Here is a 15,305-nt window from a genome sequence, read left to right on the forward strand (position 1 = left end):
GACGCGGGTGGAACCCGGGGGCGGGAGGTGGCGTGCACGTCCCGCCCCCGGTAGTCGGGCAGGGGATCAGAGGCCGGCCGGAGGCGGCGGCGGTGAGGCCGCCCCGCCGTACGTGGCGTTCTGTGGGCCGAAGGACGGGGATGCGCCCTGCGGCGGTGGGGTCGTGGTCGGCGGAGTGGACTGCCATCCGCCGCCCTGGCCGGAGGCGCGGTTCGTTCCGGAACCGCCCTGCCCCGGGCTGCCGCCCACCTGGCCGCTGGTGTCGGCGGACACGCTCGTCGGCGCGGGCTGGACGGCCTTCTCCAGACCGGACTTGATGGCATCACCACCGGGCGAGACGCCCGTTCCGCCGCTCGACGAGCCTTCCTTGCCTTCTCCACCTGCGCCGGTCGGGTGGGAGGCGATGTCGCCGGGGAAACCACCGCCACCAGCCGCGGACGGGCCCTGCGGGGCGGCGCTCGCTCCGGCTGCCGCACCACCGGTTCCGGCGGTGGCCGCCGCTGCGGCGGCCTTCCGGGCGGCCTTCTCGGCATGTGCCTTGGCGATCTGGGCTCCGGCGCCGCCGGCCCGGTGGATGGACTCGCCGTCCGTGCCCTCGGCCGCCCAGTGCACGAACTTGAAAACGGCGTACGGGCACAGCAGCACGAGGACCATGATGACGATGCCGGCCATGACGTCGGCGAGAGCGGCCACACCGTCCTTGGCCTCCGTCCGGCCCATGGCGGCGATGCCGAGCACGAAGATCACGGTCATCAGCAGCTTGCTGACCACGAGGGTGGCGGTGGCCTCGATCCAGCCCCGGCGCCAGCGCCGAGCGACCTCCCAGCCGCCTCCGGCGGAGGCGAAGATCGCCAGGGTGACCATGACCAGGATGCCCACCTTGCGGACCATCATCACGCACCAGTAGAGGATCGCGCCGATCGCGGCACCGAGGCCGGCGACGACCGGTACGAGCCAGCCCAGTCCGGCGAGGGCGCCGATCTGGTTGACCTTCACGATGCGCCGCACGGCTGAGGCGATGTCCAGCTTCGCGGCCTTGAACAGGCCGTCGGAGATCGCGTCGACGACTTCGACGGCGACCGTGGTGAAGGCGATGGCGCAGAAGGCGAACAGGACGCCGCCCATGGTGCCGGTGAACGCCTGGGTCAGGGCTTGTCCGTCGCGGCGGACGGCGGCCCGGACCAGCTGCGCGCAGAACGTGGCGACCAGCAGGACCAGGCCCAGCGGCAGCAGCATCTCGTAGTTGTCGCGGAACCATCCGGCGTTCAGGTCCACCTTGGTGGTGGTGTCGACGGCCTCGGCGGCCAGGTCGGCGGCAGCAGCGGCGAGCTCGCCTGCCGACTTCGCCATCCAGTCGCCGATCGCCTTGCCGGGGTTGGAGGCGAAGTCCACCGCGTCGCCGACGGCGCACAGCTTGTCCGCCAGGGGGAAGTCACAGAAACCCACGAGGAGTTACTCCTCCTTTCTTATGTCAGGCGCGGGTCACTGCGTGACGCTCGGAGCGATGGCGGCGAGAGAGCAGTCGTGGCTGGGCCGGCACTGCACGGCGAGGGTCACGGCGCGCGCCTCGGCCCCGGCGCCGCCGTTCTTCCAGGCGATCTGCTGCTTGCCGTTGACGGTGACGACGTAGATGTACGCCTTCGTGATCGCGGAGGGGTCCTCGGTCAGAGCCTGCTTGAACGCGCCGGGGTAGTGGCCTTCGAGGGCCGTTCCGGTGGCGTTCTGGTCCTGGTCGGCCATCCGCGACCACAGCACCGGATCGGGCACCTGTCCGAGGACGGAGGCCCAGTCGGCGTACTTGGTCTCGCTGGTCATCCACGCCCGCATCCCGGCGAGCTGCTGGTCGCGGCTGGTGGCCCGGGTGTCGTAGGACCACAGCATCTGGGCCGCGGCCTTGGCGTAGGCGACCGGCTCGGCGATCCGCGGGGGATGCGGAACGGACCCGGATCCGGCCGCGGGCTTCGGGGCGGCCTCCGAGGAGGACGTGCTCGACGCCGGGGCCGGAGCGGCGGAGTCCGGCACCTGGTGGCCGTTGTTGCCGCCGGACAGCCAGGCGACGACCGTGGCGACAGCCAGGAGGACGGCGACGGTGGCGGCGACGATCGCGATGCGCCGGTTGGCGGACCAGCCGGCGCCGTACGAGGACAGCGAAAGGGAGGGGAATCGTTTCTGCATCACTGGACCTGCGACCCGAGGGCCGAGAAGAAGCTCACGATCCCGTTGGCTGCGCCGAGGCCGAGGGCGGCGCCGGCCGCAACGACAGCGCCCTTCTTGCCGTTGGCCTCGGCCTGGTGGCCACCGGTGTGGTGGCCCCAGGCCCACACGCCGAGCGAGACGGCGAGGGCACCGACGACGGCGATGATCCCGAACATGTTGATCGAGTTGACGACGTTCTTCAGCACGGAGAGTCCGGGCAGGCCGCCGCCCTTGGGCGAGATCCCAGGGTCGAAGGCGAGCTGGATGACGTGGTCTGCGAGGGGGAGGGGCATGGGTGTGGCGGGGCTCCTTGCGTGCGCAGGCCGAGCGGGCCCGGGCGGAGGTGAAGAGAAAGGGGAGGGGGCGCGCGCGAGCGGCGTGAGAAGGGGCCGGCGTCAGACGACGCGGCGGGCGGCGAGGACGTCCCAGTCCTTGAGCGGCGTGATCCGCACCGGCTTGCCGGTGCGCGGGGCCTCGATCGCGAGCCCCTCGCCCATGTACATGCCGACGTGTTCCGGACGGGCCGCGGTGCCGCGGCTGAAAATCAGGTCGCCGGGCTTGAGCGCCTTGACGGAGACGGCCTTGCCCTCGTTGACCTGCGTGTACGTGGTACGAGTGAGCTGGATGCCGGCCTTGGCGTACGCCTGCTGCATCAGGCTGGAGCAGTCGCAGCGGCCCATCGGATCAGGACCGTGTGCGGCCGTGCACGAGCCGCCCCACTGGTACATCGTGCCGAGCTGGTGCATCGCCCAGTCGATCGCTGTTCGGGCGCGCGGGTCGGCGTCCTTCGGGATCGAGTAGCCCTTCGGGACGGCACCCTCGGGGATCGGCCCGTACTGGGACCCGTCCTGCGTGCTGCAGCTCGAGGAGGCGGTGTCACCGGTCTCGTCGCCGGGGCCCTCCGAGTTACCGGGGAAGGTGGCGGCGATGGCTTTCTGCAGGGCGGTCGCCAACGGCTCCCACTGCGCGTATGCGTCCGGGAAGCCGGACTTCTGGACGGCTTGGGCTGCCTGGGTGACGGTCATCTGCTGCCAGCCGTCCACGGCGAGAAGAGCCTTGTAGAAGCGCTCGCTCGCGTAGACCGGGTCACGGATCTGCTGGGCGGTGCCCCAGCCCTGCGAAGGGCGCTGCTGGAACAGGCCGAGCGAGTCGCGGTCCCCGTAGTTGAGGTTGCGCAGCCGCGACTCCTGCATCGCCGTGGCGAGCGCGATGATCTGCCCCTTCTTCGGGACGTCGAGGCTGATGCCGGTGGCCACGATCGTCTGGGCGTGGGGGATTTGCTCGGTTGGCAGGTCCAGGCCCTCGACGTGGACATCCTCGCCGGACGCCCCGTCGAGGATCTTGGTGACCTGGTCGGCGACCTTGCCGGCGTCGATGTCCGTCAGGCAGTTGCTGACGGAGCGGGTGGTCTGCGCGGCTTCGGCGGAGGCGGCCAGCGTCATGCCGGTGCCGGCGATCAGGAGCGGGGAGAGGAAGACGGCGCCGATACCGGCGGCGAGCGCCTTCAACCGGTTCGGATGGCTCGCGGGTCAGCGGTTTCGGGCAGGGGTGGATAGCGAGACGTCATGGACGTGTCCTTCGGGGTGCGGTGTCCGGTGTGCCGCGTGCGCGAGGCGTGTCGGAAGGGCGCGGCAGCCGGGGTGGGCGATTGGTACGGTCCGGCGCGGGCGAGTTGCCGCTCGCTCCATGCGGCCGGGCCGTGAGCTAGGTGTGCCGGGGCAGGGGAAACCTCCGTGAGGAAGGGCAGGGGAGGAGCCAGCGGCGGTGTGCGCCGAGCGGTTCAAAAACAGTAGGCGCGAATTGGCGGCTGACCAAAAAGTGGCGCGGAAGGTGCCGGAATCCGGCACCTCTTCCATGCACTTCTTGGTCGTCGGCGTTTTCGCCTCTACAGTTTTTGGACTCCCCTCGCCCTCCTCGGTCTGCGGCCCTGGGCTTCTGCATGCCCACCTTCGGCCCGCGAGGACTCCTTTTGCGCGACGGGCAGTTCCCTCCGTGCTTCCACCCGAATTGGGGTTCCTCTTTGCCTTTTTCCCAGCACCACGGTGATGCCCTCAGCGTCCTTGCCGGTCTGCCGGACGACTGCGTCGACTCCGTCATCACCGACCCGCCGTACAACAGCGGCGGGAGGACCGCGAAGGAGCGCACCACCCGCTCCGCCAGGGCGAAGTACACCTCCGCCGACGCCCAGCACGCCCTGCCGGACTTCACCGGCGAGAACATGGACCAGCGGTCCTACGGCTTCTGGCTGACGCAGATCATGACCGAGTCCCACCGCCTGACGAAGGAGGGCGGCACCGCGCTGCTGTTCACCGACTGGCGCCAGCTCCCCGTCACCACGGACGCGATCCAGGCGGCCGGATGGCTGTGGCGCGGGGTGCTCGCCTGGCACAAGCCGCAGGCCAGGCCGCAGAAGGGCCGGTTCACGCAGAACTGTGAGTTCATCGTCTGGGCGTCAAAGGGGGCGATCGACGGCTCCCGGAACCCTGTCTACCTGCCGGGCATGTATAGCGCCTCGCAGCCCTCGGGAGCGAAGCGCCAGCACATCACCCAGAAGCCCGTCGAGGTGATGCGCGATCTGGTCAAGATCGCCCCGCCGGGCGGCACGGTGCTCGACTTCTGTGCCGGCTCCGGCTCCACCGGCGTCGCCGCCCTGCTGGAAGGCCGCGACTTCATCGGGGTGGAGAAGACCGCGCACTATGCGTCGATCGCGGCCGACCGGCTCACCGAGACGGTCCGCGGGACCCTGACGCAGGACGACGTGGTTCTCGCCGTCTAGAGCGTCAACTGCGCTGCCCTCGGGGGCCACCGGCTCTCTTTTCCAGTCCCTTGCGGTTCCACCCCGCCAGCGTGTTCGTCATTCGCCGGCCGGTCTGTGCGCCGCCATCCGTGTCTCATAGGAGGCCGTACTTCTCATGCCCGAATCCACAGAACCCGCGGACGGCGGGATGCTGGAGCCGGTTCGCATTCCGGACCCGCAGCTGGAGGGAATCGAGGCGAGCGTCCGGCGGCTCATGGAGCAGTCGGAACAGCAGGCCCGGCAGCTCGACCACCTCTCCTCCGCTCCGGCCCCGGACCGATCGCCGTTCGCCGCGTTCGGCATGCCCGGGTTCGGCGGGGGGCCTCCCGCAGCGCCGCCGGAGCCCCGCCCGATCCTGGAACTCGCGGGGGAGGAGCGCGAGGACGAGCTGGACGCCCTGTCGGACTGGGTGGACGACTTCCTCCTCCCCGTCTACGGGGCGGAGGTCACCACCGCGGCGCCCTGGTGCCTGCAGTGGCAGGAGCACGACGACGTCGTGGCCTGGCTGCATGCCCTGTGGCTCGCCTACCAGCAGCACAAGGAACCCGACGCCGGCCTGGCCGGGATGTTCGTGTGGCACCGGGACTTCCTCACCCACGCCATCGCGGCGATCCGCGCGCCCGGCGGCCCGCTGTCGGCCTGCATGACGTCTCCCGACCGGCCCGCGCACCGCCTGCTGCCCGGCCCGCCGCCGTCCGCCCGTACGGAAACGGCGAGCGCAGCGCAGCCCGCCGGTGCCGCGGAGCCGGACGAGCCGACGTCATGAGCGCGGGACAGCCGGCCTTCGGCCTGAGCTTCGACCCCCGTGCTCTGACCGACCTCCTGCAGGCGCCCGGCGACATCCGCGACCTCACCCTCTCCTACCTGCAGGAAGTCGTGAACGCCCAGCGCTTCGGACTGCGCCTCACCGGAGACCTGGAGGGCTACCGCAAGCTGTTCGTGGACGCACGCAAGGACTGGCGCGTCGTTTACGGGCTCCGCCCCGCGCCCGCGGACTCCACACATCAGCGGGAGATCCACGTCGTCGCGGTCCGTCCGCGCGCGGGCAACGACGTCTACGACGAGGTCGGCCGCCGCCTGGGGATGACGCGCCGGCCCTTGAGCGCCCGCACCCACGCGGCACGCTCCCGCTCCCCGCAGCTGACCACCCGCGCTCCCGTCCCCCGGCCCGGTCCGCCGCTCTCCGGCATGCCGGGCCTGCCTCGCCCTGCGCAGAATCCCGCGCACCATCACATTCGCTGAACCCGTGGAGCGTCGCCTATGCCCCCTGAACCCGCGCCGGCGGCAGGCCGGCGTGCGGTTTCTCCGCTCGACCACCGCATCGAAGCCGTCACCGGCCATGACGTCGACACCCTGTGGGCCTTGCGCGACCGCGGTGTCCTCGACGAACCGCACGCCCATCTGGTCGACCGGCACCGCGAGCTGGCCCAGGCGCAGACCAGCGTCACGTTCTACCTCAAGCTCCTCAACCGCCTCTCCAGCGGCGAGTTCCCCGTCGACACCGCCTGGTTCGAGCGCGTCGACCGTGCCGTGGACCAGATGGAGGAGGCCGCCGGTGAACGTGACGCCGCCGCCCGCAAGGTGCTCGCGGCCCTGGAACCCATCGAGGCCGTCACAGCAGCACCGGCGCGCGGGGAAGGAACGCTCACGACCGAGGACCAGGCGGCACTGCTCGCTATCGCCGGCGGAGCCAAGCTGTATGAGCACCTGCTGACAGGCCGGCTGTCCGTGACCGTCGCCTCCGGCACCCGCATCCCCTATGCCGAGGTGCGGAAGCTGGAGGACGCCGGCCTGGTCGTCCGGGATACCGGCCACCCCTTGCACGCCGGCCAGCCGGTCGCTCTGACCGATGCGGGCCGCGCCGCGCTGCTCGCCGCCCGCCGGGCGCCCACCACCACGCAGGTGACAAAGCCCCCGGCCCGGCCTGGGGCATGGCCGTCCACCCCGGCTCGGCGGCGCTGATCCCACCGAAAGGCTCTTGTTGTCCTCCACCGAACCCGCGCCCGCCAGGAAGTCCATCCCCGTCGTTGATTTCGGCCTGGACGACTTCGACGCCGACGAAGAGGTCCTCCTCGACTTCGATCGCCAGGTCGGAGTCGAGGAGATGCTCACCCCGCTCGCCGAGCACCACTCCGCCGATGGCGTGCACAGCTACTACGTGTTGTTCGACGGATCCGTCACCTGGGGAATCCCCGGTATGCCGCAGCTGATGGCCCTGCACCTTCAACGCGACCGGCAGAAGCGGACGTTCACCTTCGAGGGGAAACGGCTGCCGCTGCCCGCGATGGCGCAGTCCTGGCTCATCCACCGTGGCTGCCCGCCCGAAGCCATCGTCCTCGACCCCGAGCTGGGGCCACCGGCGGCGGACGAGACGACGCGCGCACTGGAACGCCGTCTCGCCGGCGACGGCGACCACTACGCCATGGGCTACTCCTACACCCGCGACGACCCGGACGACATGGTCACCGTCGTCGCGCTGCGCGCCCTGGACGAGCGGGCCCCCAGCCCGTTCCGCGTCCTGGTCGAAGAGGTCGACACCGACGCATGGACCCACACCCTGCGCGAGGGCGGCTTCGCCACCCAGGCCGAGGCCCTGCGCTGGTGTTACAGCCGGCTCGACGGCGAGGCCGCGCCCCTCCCGCCGGTCCGCCCGGCAGCCGCAGCCACCCGCCCGGCCGGCTTGCCCAAGGCCCCTGCCGCACACCCGCCCGGCCGCTCGCGCTGAGCACCACCCCCGACGAGAGCGGCGAAACATAGCCGACGATCGCCGGTTAGCCAAACCGGCGATTCTCCGGACTCTTAGTGCAGCCGCCGGGACGACGCCCGCAGCGGCCACCCCCATCTCATCCCTATGCCTTTACGGAGGTCTCTTCCGCATGCGCTCCACCCGGATTGCCATCACCGCGGCGATGCTCGGCGCCATCACCCTGCCGGTGCTGTCCGCCACCACCGCCAGCGCGGCACCCGCGGTCGCTCCCACGGCCCTCGCGACCAGCTGCTACGACCTGCCGCCGCTGCCGTACGAGGTGCACACCGCGGCCGTCACCATCCGGTCGAAGGCCACCACGAATTCCACCGCCCTCGGCATCCTCTACCGCAGCCACAAGTTCACCGTGCACCAGAAGAGCGGCAACTGGCTCTACATCACGGACAGGACCACGGGCGTCAAGGGCTGGGTCTCCGGCACGTACGTCTATCGCGACGTCCGCATGTGCCTCGACTGAGAGCTGCACTCGCGCCCTTCCCGTCCCACCGGCTGAGCTACCGGGACGCCTGCGAACTCCCCACCTTCCCCTCCGGTATCGCCTTCCGGAAAGGAAACCTTTCCCTTTGTCTGACGACATACCCGACGTCGGTGAAGACGTCGTAGGCGTGGTCACCGCACGGATCGAAGCCCATCTCGGAACGAGCATGGAGCACTTGAAGGCCGTGGTCACCGACGATCCGGCCACGAACCCCTACGTCACCGACATCGTCAAGTGGCACGGTCTGCTTCTCGACGCCCAGGCGGTGCTCGACCGCGCGGAGGACGAACTCCTCGCCGCACTGCAGACCCAGCCCAGTGAGGTCGACGACCCGACGATGGACCTCGCCCACCGTGTGAACGCGGCCGTCACCGCCCGCGACGGCCGGGCCCTGGTCGTGCGGTGGCTCCTCAACCCGGACGGTCCGGGCAAGAAGGGTCCCGCCGCCGAACGCCTCGCCCGCCTCCGTTCCCGAACAGGACCGGCGGTGCAGACCAGCCCGGCTCGCCCGCCTGCGGGAGTACCCGCGCCGGCGGTGGCCCGAGCGGCAAGGGCCCTGCGGTGAGCGTGCGAATCAAGACCAGCACCATGGACAGCGAGCTGCAGGACGTCTTCGGCGCCCCCGTCTCCGAGCTGCACGAGGCGGCATGCGGCCCCGATGCCTCTCCCGCGCTCGCCCGGGCCATGGAACTGCGCTCCTTCCTCGCCCTGGCCGAGGAACAGGTCGCCCGCGTCCGCGACCGCGTCCACGCGGACATGCGGCCGGACCGCGACATGGGCGAGCTGTCGGCGGACCAGCTCCGCTTCGACTCGCAGTGGCTGGAGGCGGCGCTCGAAGCCCGCGACGGCTACCGCACCGCGCTCGGCGAGCTGCTGCGCACCATGCCCACGCTCGACCAGCGACCCCGGCCCGTCCGCATGACCCAGCTCAGGGCCACCACCACCCTGGCCCCGCCTGCCGCCCCGGCACCTCCGCATGCCGGGGCGGCCCGGCCCCGCCGACCGTGAAAGCCCCCGCTTGCCCCATCCCACGTCCACCGAGATAGCCGGACGGATCGAGGAACTGTACGGCGCTCCGCTCGCCGACCTCGAAGCCTGTGCCCAAGACCAGCCGCCCGGGATGCTCTCCGCCCTGCTCGGCATGCACACCGACCTCGCCCTCGCCGAGCGCAGCATCGACTTCCACCGTGAGCACATCGCCCGGCTCCTGAACCCGGACCGGCAGATCGACCGGCACGAGGTCTCCCACCTCCTCGACGGCGCCCGCCGGCTCGCCGAAGCCGTCGCCACCCGCGACGCCCAGACCAAGTCGGCCGCCGCAGTTCTGCAGAGCCTGACCCGTACCTCGGCCCCGGCACCCTCCCCGCCGGCCTCCGCGCCGCCCGTACCGGCTCCGCCCCGCCCGGCCCCAAGCGCGCCCCGAAGCCGCTGACCCGCAGGCGAATCCCTCTTCACTTCCCAGGAGTCCCTCCCTTGGCCATCACCGCTCTGCCTCCCGACACCGACGCCGACATCGCCCGGGTCACCGAGGCCCTCGCCATGATCACTCCGCGCTGGAACGTAAGGATCATGCTGGCGCTCTCCGGTCCGCCGCTGCGCTACAGCGAGCTGGCGGCCCGGGTGCCCTGGCTGCAGAACGGCCAGCTCCACCCCAAGCTCAAGTCGCTGTGCGACGCCGGGCTCGTCGAGCGCACCGAACACACCGCGCGGCACGTCACCTACGGCCACACCGACCGTGGTGCCGCCCTGCTGCCGGTGCTGCCGGTGATCGTCGCCTGGGCCGAGGAGCACCTGGAGAAGCCGGACTGTCCGCTCCCCGCCATCGAACAGGTCGAGGACAGCCTCATCCTGCTCACCCGCCGGCACGCCGCCGCCCTGCTGTGGGCGCTCAAGCAGCGCGGGGAGTCGAGCGGCCGAACCCTGGCCAGGATGGTCATGCCCAGCAGCGACTGGACCAACGTCTACCCGCCGCTGCGGCAGCTGGTGGCCGACGGCCTGGTCGACACCGACGGGATCGGCCGGCCCTACCGGCTGTCCGCGGCGGGCGACGGACTGGGGCCCGTTCTCGGAGCTCTGTCCGCGTGGTCCGCCGGCCAGCCCCTCAGCAAGGCCGGCCAGCATCCGGTCTGGGGGCATCCCCAGTTGATGCCCGCGCCGAAGGGATGGGTCAGCAACCAGTCCCGGCCGACGTGGCGCAACCGCGACCTCTTTTCCCACGCCACGCCCGCCCGTCCGGTGGCGGCCGTCCCGGCGGGAGGCCCGCGCCGATGACCACCCTGTTCACCTCCGCCGAACTGGACAAGGCCATCGTGCTGCTGGCGTCGCCGCCGCTGGTCCGGCTCATCACCGAGATTGACGACAACGGGGCGATACCGCCGCGACGGCTGGCCGGGATCCTCCACGACCTGTCCCCGCACCACCTGCGCTGTGCTGTCGAGACGGGCCGCGGCCATGGTCTCGTCCGGTCCGTACCCGGCGTCGGACTGGAACTCACCGAGGCCGGTTCGGCCCTGGCGGACCTCTACGACGCGACCGCCCGATGGGCCCGCCGCCACAACTGTCCGGAGCCGGTCAGTGATTTCTGCAGCCGCGTCCGGCACACCTTCGACCTCCTGGCGGCCTCGCTCGCGACCGAGCAGGCCGAGGGCTCCGCCTCCCCGAGTACCGGGCCCTTGTCCGGCTCCGAGCGCGAGAGGGACCTCAGTGTTCTCCGCGACCTGCTGATCCAGTGGCTGACCAGTAATCCGCAGGTCACCGCGCTGCCCGAGCCTGAGCCGGCCGCGTGAGCGCAGCGGTCATGCCCCGGCACGCGCGCCACACCGCCGGGCTGGTGGGCGGCATCTACCTGCCGCGTACGGCGGACGCCCTGGCGTTCGCCATGTCCACCTACGGCATCCCGCTCCTGGTACTGGCCACCACGCGCTCCGCCACGCTGACCGGCGCCGCGTTCGCGCTGGAGTGGATCCCGAGGCTGGCGGCGTTCGGGTGGGCCGGGTCGGTCGTCGACCGGCGCGGCGCCTCCGTCGTCTTCCACCTCGCCTCGCTGGGGCGGGCGCTGGCCCTCGCCGCCGGCGCGGTCCTTCTCTTCCTTCATCCGTCCGGCATCGTGGCGAGCGTGACCGTGATGGCGCTCGCGGCGACCACCGGCGTGCTCACGGAGTTCAGCTACATCGCGGCCGAGACCGCGGGGGCCGCCGCCGGCCGCCGGGCCGGTGCACGCGCCCACCGGGTCCAGGCCGTTCTGCTCGGGATCGACCAGACCGCGACCCTGACCGGCCCCGCCCTCGCCGGACTGCTCCTGCTCACCGGCCCGCCGCAGATGCTCGCGGTGATCACCGCGCTCTCGCTGCTGGCCGCGCTGCTTGCCCTGCGCACACCCCCGTCGCCCGTCGCCCCGGCCCGAATTGTCAAGGGGCAGACGAACGCCGGCCTGCTCACCGGGTGGCGCACCATCCGCTCCCTGCCCGCGCTCGGCTGGCTCGTGACCGGGCTCACTGTGTCCAACCTGGCCACGGGCCTCTTCCAGGCGGCCGGGCCCGTGATCGTCGTCCAGCACTTCGGGCAGTCGACGACCGCCGTCGGGCTGGTCTGGTCCGCCGCCGCCGGAGCGACGCTCCTGGCCGTCACCATCTGCCGGTTCGCGATCGACCGCCTGGGCCTGTGGCCGGTCGGCGCCGCCTGCGCCGCCCTCGCCTCGATCGCCTGTCTCGCCGCCGCCCAAGCCCCCGACTACCGCTCCTACCTGATCCTCGTCGCCCTCCTCATGGCGGGCGAAGGCGGCATGACGGTGGTCCTGCGCACCCTGCGCTCCCGCCTCATCCCGCCGGAGAAGTTCGGCAGCACCCTGTCGGTGACCATCCTCATCCTCCTGCTGCCCTTCCCCGTCGCCGGCGTGCTGACCGCGCTCACCCCGCCCGAGGCACTCGGCCACGTCATCACCGTCTGCGCCGCGCTGCAGGCACTCGGGCTGTTCTGCGCCTTCGCCCGCCTGCGCACCGATCCCGCCTTGCACGCCTGACCCCGCCACGCTTTCCCCAGCTTGTGGAGACCCCATGCCCGCTGTCGCTCTCGGCTCGAACCCTGCGCGCGGTCGCACCATCACCGAGCAGTTCCACGCCTTCGACGCACACAACCCGCACGTGTACCGCGCCCTGGAGCGCCTGGCCGCGCGCCGCCTCGCCGCCGGCGCCACCCGCGTCGGTGTGAAGGACCTCTTCGAGGACCTGCGCCGCCAACTCCCGCACGGCGTCGCCGGGCTGAACAACAACTTCACCGCCCTCTACGCCCGCCGCCTGGTCGAGGACCACCCCCGCTGGGCCGGCGCGTTCGAGCTGCGCCGCCGCCGCGCCGCCTGACCTCCCCGTCCCGCCCTCTACCGATACGGAGAAGCCCCTTCTTGTCTGCTCGCCCCCGCCTCCTCGTCGTCTCGCCGGGCGATGAGGTCTATCGCGGCTACTGCCTTGAGCAGGTGGCCGCCGCGTACGACGTCGTCCTGCTGACCGGCACCCAGCCGTCGTGGGAGAAGCCGTACATCGTCGACCACGCCGTCGCCGACCTCGACAGCACCACCGACCTGCTCGCCGCCGGCCGCGTCCTCGCCGAGCGCCACGAACTTGCCGGCGTGGTCACCTGGACGGAGTGGCATCTCGTTCCCACCGCCCGCCTCGCCCGCGCGCTCGGACTGCCCACGAACTCCGTCGAGGTGATGCGGGCCTGCCGCAACAAGGCCACCGCACGTACCCTGTTCGCCCGCCACGGGGTGCCCTCGGCCGCCTCGTTGAAGGCACGGTCCCTGGTGGAGGCCGGGCTGGCGACGATGACGATCGGCTACCCCGCCGTCCTCAAGCCCGCCGCGTTCGCCGGAAGCATCGGCGTGATCCGCATCGACCGGCCCGAGCAGCTGCCCGACGCCTTCGACTTCGCCTTGGCCGGTGCCGGCCAGAGCCGTGAGGACACCGCGGTCCTGGTCGAGGAGTACCTCGACGGCCCGGAGATCTCGGTCGAGTGCGTCACCCACCACGGCGAGACCACCGCCGTCGCCGTCACCCGCAAGAGCCTCGGCCCGCCGCCGTACTTCGAGGAGACCGGCCACACCGCCGACCCCGACGACCAGATCCTCGCCCAGGTCGCGCCGGTCGCCGCCGCCGCGATCAAGGCCCTTGGCATCACCGACGGCGTCCAGCACGTCGAGATGCGCCTGGTCGACGGCCGCCCCCGCCTGATCGAGGTCAACGCCCGCATCGGGGGCGACATGATCGGCCACCTCGTCCGCCTCGCCACCGGCATCGACCTGCCCAAGGCCGCAGCCGACCTCGCCTGCGGCCGTACCCCCGACCTCACCCCGACCCGCCGCGAGGCCGCGGGCATCCGCATGATCTACCCGGCCGCCTCCGGCACCCTCACCGAACGCCACATCAACCAGCCGTTCGCCGCCTATACGCCTTGGCTGCGCCAGGTGCAGTGGACCCGCCAGGTCGGCGACCCGATCCTCCTGCCCCCGCACGGAGACCTCTTCACCGCCCGGGCCGGGTTCTACATCGTCACCGGCCGCGACACCGCCGAGGTCAACGAGCGCCTCGACATAGCCGGCGACGAGATCACCGTGACCACCCAGGCGGTCCGATGAGCCTTGAGCCCGACCTGTGCTCCGACATCGACGGGGACGTCTACGTCTCCCCGCGCCATCTCGCCGGCTCCATCGGGATCGGCGATCCCGCGCTCGCCCCGCTCCTCGAACTCGGCTGGGACCTCGAGCACGACGACCTCGGCAACGTCTACATCAACTCCCCGGACCGCAAAGTCCGCCTCGGCTACCTCCCCGAAGGAGAGGACGACGGCCTGTGGCGGATCAACGCCTACAAGGACCCCTTCGGCCCGCCGACTTGGGGCGCCTGCTTCAACGACTCCTGCCCGACGGAGTTCGTGACCGCGTTCACCACCGCCCTCGCGGGGGCGTACGAGAACGGCCCGGACGCCTACCTCGCCGCACCCGGAGCCCAGAGCATGGACCACGACCCGTTCCTCGCGGTCGTCCCGCTCATCCAACGCGGCTGGCAGATCGACAACCCCCGCTGGGGAGTCTTCGCAATCGAGTCCGCCGACGGGCTCGCCGGACTGGAGTTCACCACCGGCCGCCTCGACCCGGAAGCCGAGCTCACCACCCGCGACGCCCGCTGGCAGCTGTGGGCAGGCACCTCCATCGACCGCCCCGCCTGGTACGCCACCGCCAGCACCGACACCCCCGTCGCCCTACTCAAGGCCGTCACCGAGTGCGTCTCCGATCCGGCGCCGCTGCCGCGCTGGCGTCAAGACACCCACAGCTACGTCGAGGACATGGCCCAGCTCACCCCCATCCTCCCGCCAAGCCCGCCGGCCCCGACCCCGCTCGATGTGCAGCGGGCCGTCTCCCGCCGACCGGCCACGCTCCCCGCCCCCAGCGTCCCGCGCTGGAGTACCACCAGCCGCCCGGCCCTGCCCGGCCCGCGCCGCTGACACCAGCTCGACCTCGAGCGGAGACACGTCTTGTCCCTGCAGGCCCCCGAGTTCTTCGCGGAACTGTGCCTCCCCTTCCCAGACAGCACCGTCGTGGGCAACACCTACTACGCCACCCCGTTCGCGGGCGCACCGCTGCGGCTGCGGATCAGCTTCACCGGAACCATCCACGCGGACACGTACGGCGGCCTCCGCCTGGCGGTCGTCCACGCGGACCGGGGCGAGATCGACGCGGTCGCGCTCAGCTTCGTGGACCACGGCACCTTTCACCGCCGCGACGAAGCCAACAACACGTCGGCGAACAGCAAGCAGTACGGCACGTTCGCCACGTACTGCCGACCCGGCAAGCCGCCATGGGAGGGCGCTGTCACCACCGGGCTGCGTGACGCCATCGAGCAGTACGCGGCTGTCTGGTTCCCCGGTGCGTGGGCCGCGTCGGCGCCGCGCCGCACCGTGGGCCGTACCGCTCACAGCGCTCCCGTCACGCCGGCTACCCGCAGCGGTGGCCGCGCCCGGTGACCGCCCGCCCGCCCGTTCCCAGATGCCCAGCGTTCCGCACGGCCTTTCCAGGAGTC

At 71.6% G+C, this 15,305-nt stretch carries 20 protein-coding genes; 16 read left to right on the forward strand and 4 right to left on the reverse strand.

Annotated elements, in window-relative coordinates:
* Positions 1 to 66: 66 nt before the first annotated feature.
* The 4 genes from ACWEJX_RS12400 to ACWEJX_RS12415 all read right to left on the reverse strand — a co-directional run bounded on the left by ACWEJX_RS12400 (position 67) and on the right by ACWEJX_RS12415 (position 3,704).
* Positions 67 to 1,446 carry an SCO6881 family protein gene (locus tag ACWEJX_RS12400; protein ID WP_331452126.1) on the reverse strand — a complete coding sequence of 460 codons (1,380 nt, stop codon included), beginning with the start codon at positions 1,444 to 1,446 and terminating at the stop codon, positions 67 to 69.
* A 36-nt stretch (positions 1,447 to 1,482) separates the two neighbouring features.
* Positions 1,483 to 2,175, reverse strand: coding sequence for a hypothetical protein (locus ACWEJX_RS12405; RefSeq protein WP_451607418.1), 693 nt, complete (start codon positions 2,173 to 2,175; stop codon positions 1,483 to 1,485).
* A complete protein-coding gene (locus ACWEJX_RS12410) occupies positions 2,175 to 2,489 on the reverse strand; it encodes a DUF6112 family protein (protein ID WP_190044102.1) in 315 nt (104 codons plus the stop codon). Before ACWEJX_RS12410 ends, ACWEJX_RS12405 begins: the two co-directional genes overlap by 1 nt.
* A gap of 102 nt (positions 2,490 to 2,591) precedes the next feature.
* Positions 2,592 to 3,704 carry a C40 family peptidase gene (locus tag ACWEJX_RS12415; RefSeq protein ID WP_451607419.1) on the reverse strand — a complete coding sequence of 371 codons (1,113 nt, stop codon included), beginning with the start codon at positions 3,702 to 3,704 and terminating at the stop codon, positions 2,592 to 2,594.
* A gap of 512 nt (positions 3,705 to 4,216) precedes the next feature.
* On the opposite strand from ACWEJX_RS12415, the gene ACWEJX_RS12420 reads away from it, so the two are divergent.
* From ACWEJX_RS12420 to ACWEJX_RS12495, 16 genes are all read left to right on the forward strand, one after another.
* Complete coding sequence (locus ACWEJX_RS12420; RefSeq protein WP_451607420.1) at positions 4,217 to 4,972, forward strand: DNA-methyltransferase; 756 nt, start codon at positions 4,217 to 4,219, stop codon at positions 4,970 to 4,972.
* Positions 4,973 to 5,207: 235 nt separating this feature from the next.
* Positions 5,208 to 5,759: a DUF4913 domain-containing protein gene (locus ACWEJX_RS12425; protein WP_229915790.1), complete on the forward strand. Its 552-nt coding sequence runs from the start codon at positions 5,208 to 5,210 to the stop codon at positions 5,757 to 5,759.
* Complete coding sequence (locus ACWEJX_RS12430) at positions 5,756 to 6,235, forward strand: hypothetical protein (protein ID WP_331452122.1); 480 nt, start codon at positions 5,756 to 5,758, stop codon at positions 6,233 to 6,235. The genes ACWEJX_RS12425 and ACWEJX_RS12430 overlap by 4 nt, the downstream gene beginning before the upstream one ends.
* 18 nt (positions 6,236 to 6,253) lie before the next feature.
* Positions 6,254 to 6,955 carry a hypothetical protein gene (locus ACWEJX_RS12435; protein ID WP_451607421.1) on the forward strand — a complete coding sequence of 234 codons (702 nt, stop codon included), beginning with the start codon at positions 6,254 to 6,256 and terminating at the stop codon, positions 6,953 to 6,955.
* Positions 6,956 to 6,971: 16 nt separating this feature from the next.
* On the forward strand, positions 6,972 to 7,718 hold the full coding sequence (locus ACWEJX_RS12440; protein WP_451607422.1) for a hypothetical protein: 747 nt from the start codon (positions 6,972 to 6,974) through the stop codon (positions 7,716 to 7,718).
* A 184-nt stretch (positions 7,719 to 7,902) separates the two neighbouring features.
* Positions 7,903 to 8,217 carry an SH3 domain-containing protein gene (locus tag ACWEJX_RS12445; RefSeq protein WP_331453931.1) on the forward strand — a complete coding sequence of 105 codons (315 nt, stop codon included), beginning with the start codon at positions 7,903 to 7,905 and terminating at the stop codon, positions 8,215 to 8,217.
* A 106-nt stretch (positions 8,218 to 8,323) separates the two neighbouring features.
* Complete coding sequence (locus tag ACWEJX_RS12450; protein ID WP_451607423.1) at positions 8,324 to 8,803, forward strand: hypothetical protein; 480 nt, start codon at positions 8,324 to 8,326, stop codon at positions 8,801 to 8,803.
* Between the two features lie 23 nt (positions 8,804 to 8,826).
* A complete protein-coding gene (locus ACWEJX_RS12455; RefSeq protein ID WP_331453930.1) occupies positions 8,827 to 9,246 on the forward strand; it encodes a hypothetical protein in 420 nt (139 codons plus the stop codon).
* 10 nt (positions 9,247 to 9,256) lie between these two features.
* Entirely contained in the window at positions 9,257 to 9,670 is a 414-nt protein-coding gene (locus tag ACWEJX_RS12460; RefSeq protein ID WP_331452118.1) for a hypothetical protein, read from the forward strand.
* Positions 9,671 to 9,711: 41 nt separating this feature from the next.
* Positions 9,712 to 10,509, forward strand: a complete 798-nt coding sequence (locus tag ACWEJX_RS12465) for a winged helix-turn-helix transcriptional regulator (protein WP_331452117.1) — start codon at positions 9,712 to 9,714, stop codon at positions 10,507 to 10,509.
* Complete coding sequence (locus tag ACWEJX_RS12470; protein ID WP_331452116.1) at positions 10,506 to 11,024, forward strand: regulator; 519 nt, start codon at positions 10,506 to 10,508, stop codon at positions 11,022 to 11,024. Before ACWEJX_RS12465 ends, ACWEJX_RS12470 begins: the two co-directional genes overlap by 4 nt.
* The gene (locus tag ACWEJX_RS12475; protein WP_451607424.1) at positions 11,021 to 12,256 is read left to right on the forward strand and encodes an MFS transporter; all 1,236 of its coding nucleotides are present in this window, start codon (positions 11,021 to 11,023) and stop codon (positions 12,254 to 12,256) included. Before ACWEJX_RS12470 ends, ACWEJX_RS12475 begins: the two co-directional genes overlap by 4 nt.
* Before the next feature lie 34 nt (positions 12,257 to 12,290).
* A complete protein-coding gene (locus ACWEJX_RS12480) occupies positions 12,291 to 12,593 on the forward strand; it encodes a hypothetical protein (protein WP_331452114.1) in 303 nt (100 codons plus the stop codon).
* Between the two features lie 41 nt (positions 12,594 to 12,634).
* On the forward strand, positions 12,635 to 13,864 hold the full coding sequence (locus ACWEJX_RS12485; RefSeq protein WP_451607425.1) for an ATP-grasp domain-containing protein: 1,230 nt from the start codon (positions 12,635 to 12,637) through the stop codon (positions 13,862 to 13,864).
* Positions 13,861 to 14,730, forward strand: a complete 870-nt coding sequence (locus ACWEJX_RS12490; protein WP_451607426.1) for a DUF317 domain-containing protein — start codon at positions 13,861 to 13,863, stop codon at positions 14,728 to 14,730. The genes ACWEJX_RS12485 and ACWEJX_RS12490 overlap by 4 nt, the downstream gene beginning before the upstream one ends.
* Positions 14,731 to 14,760: 30 nt before the next feature.
* Positions 14,761 to 15,249, forward strand: coding sequence for a hypothetical protein (locus ACWEJX_RS12495; RefSeq protein WP_331452111.1), 489 nt, complete (start codon positions 14,761 to 14,763; stop codon positions 15,247 to 15,249).
* The last annotated feature ends 56 nt before the right edge of the window (positions 15,250 to 15,305 follow it).

It is taken from the genome of Streptomyces sp. NPDC004788 (genome assembly GCF_053601115.1).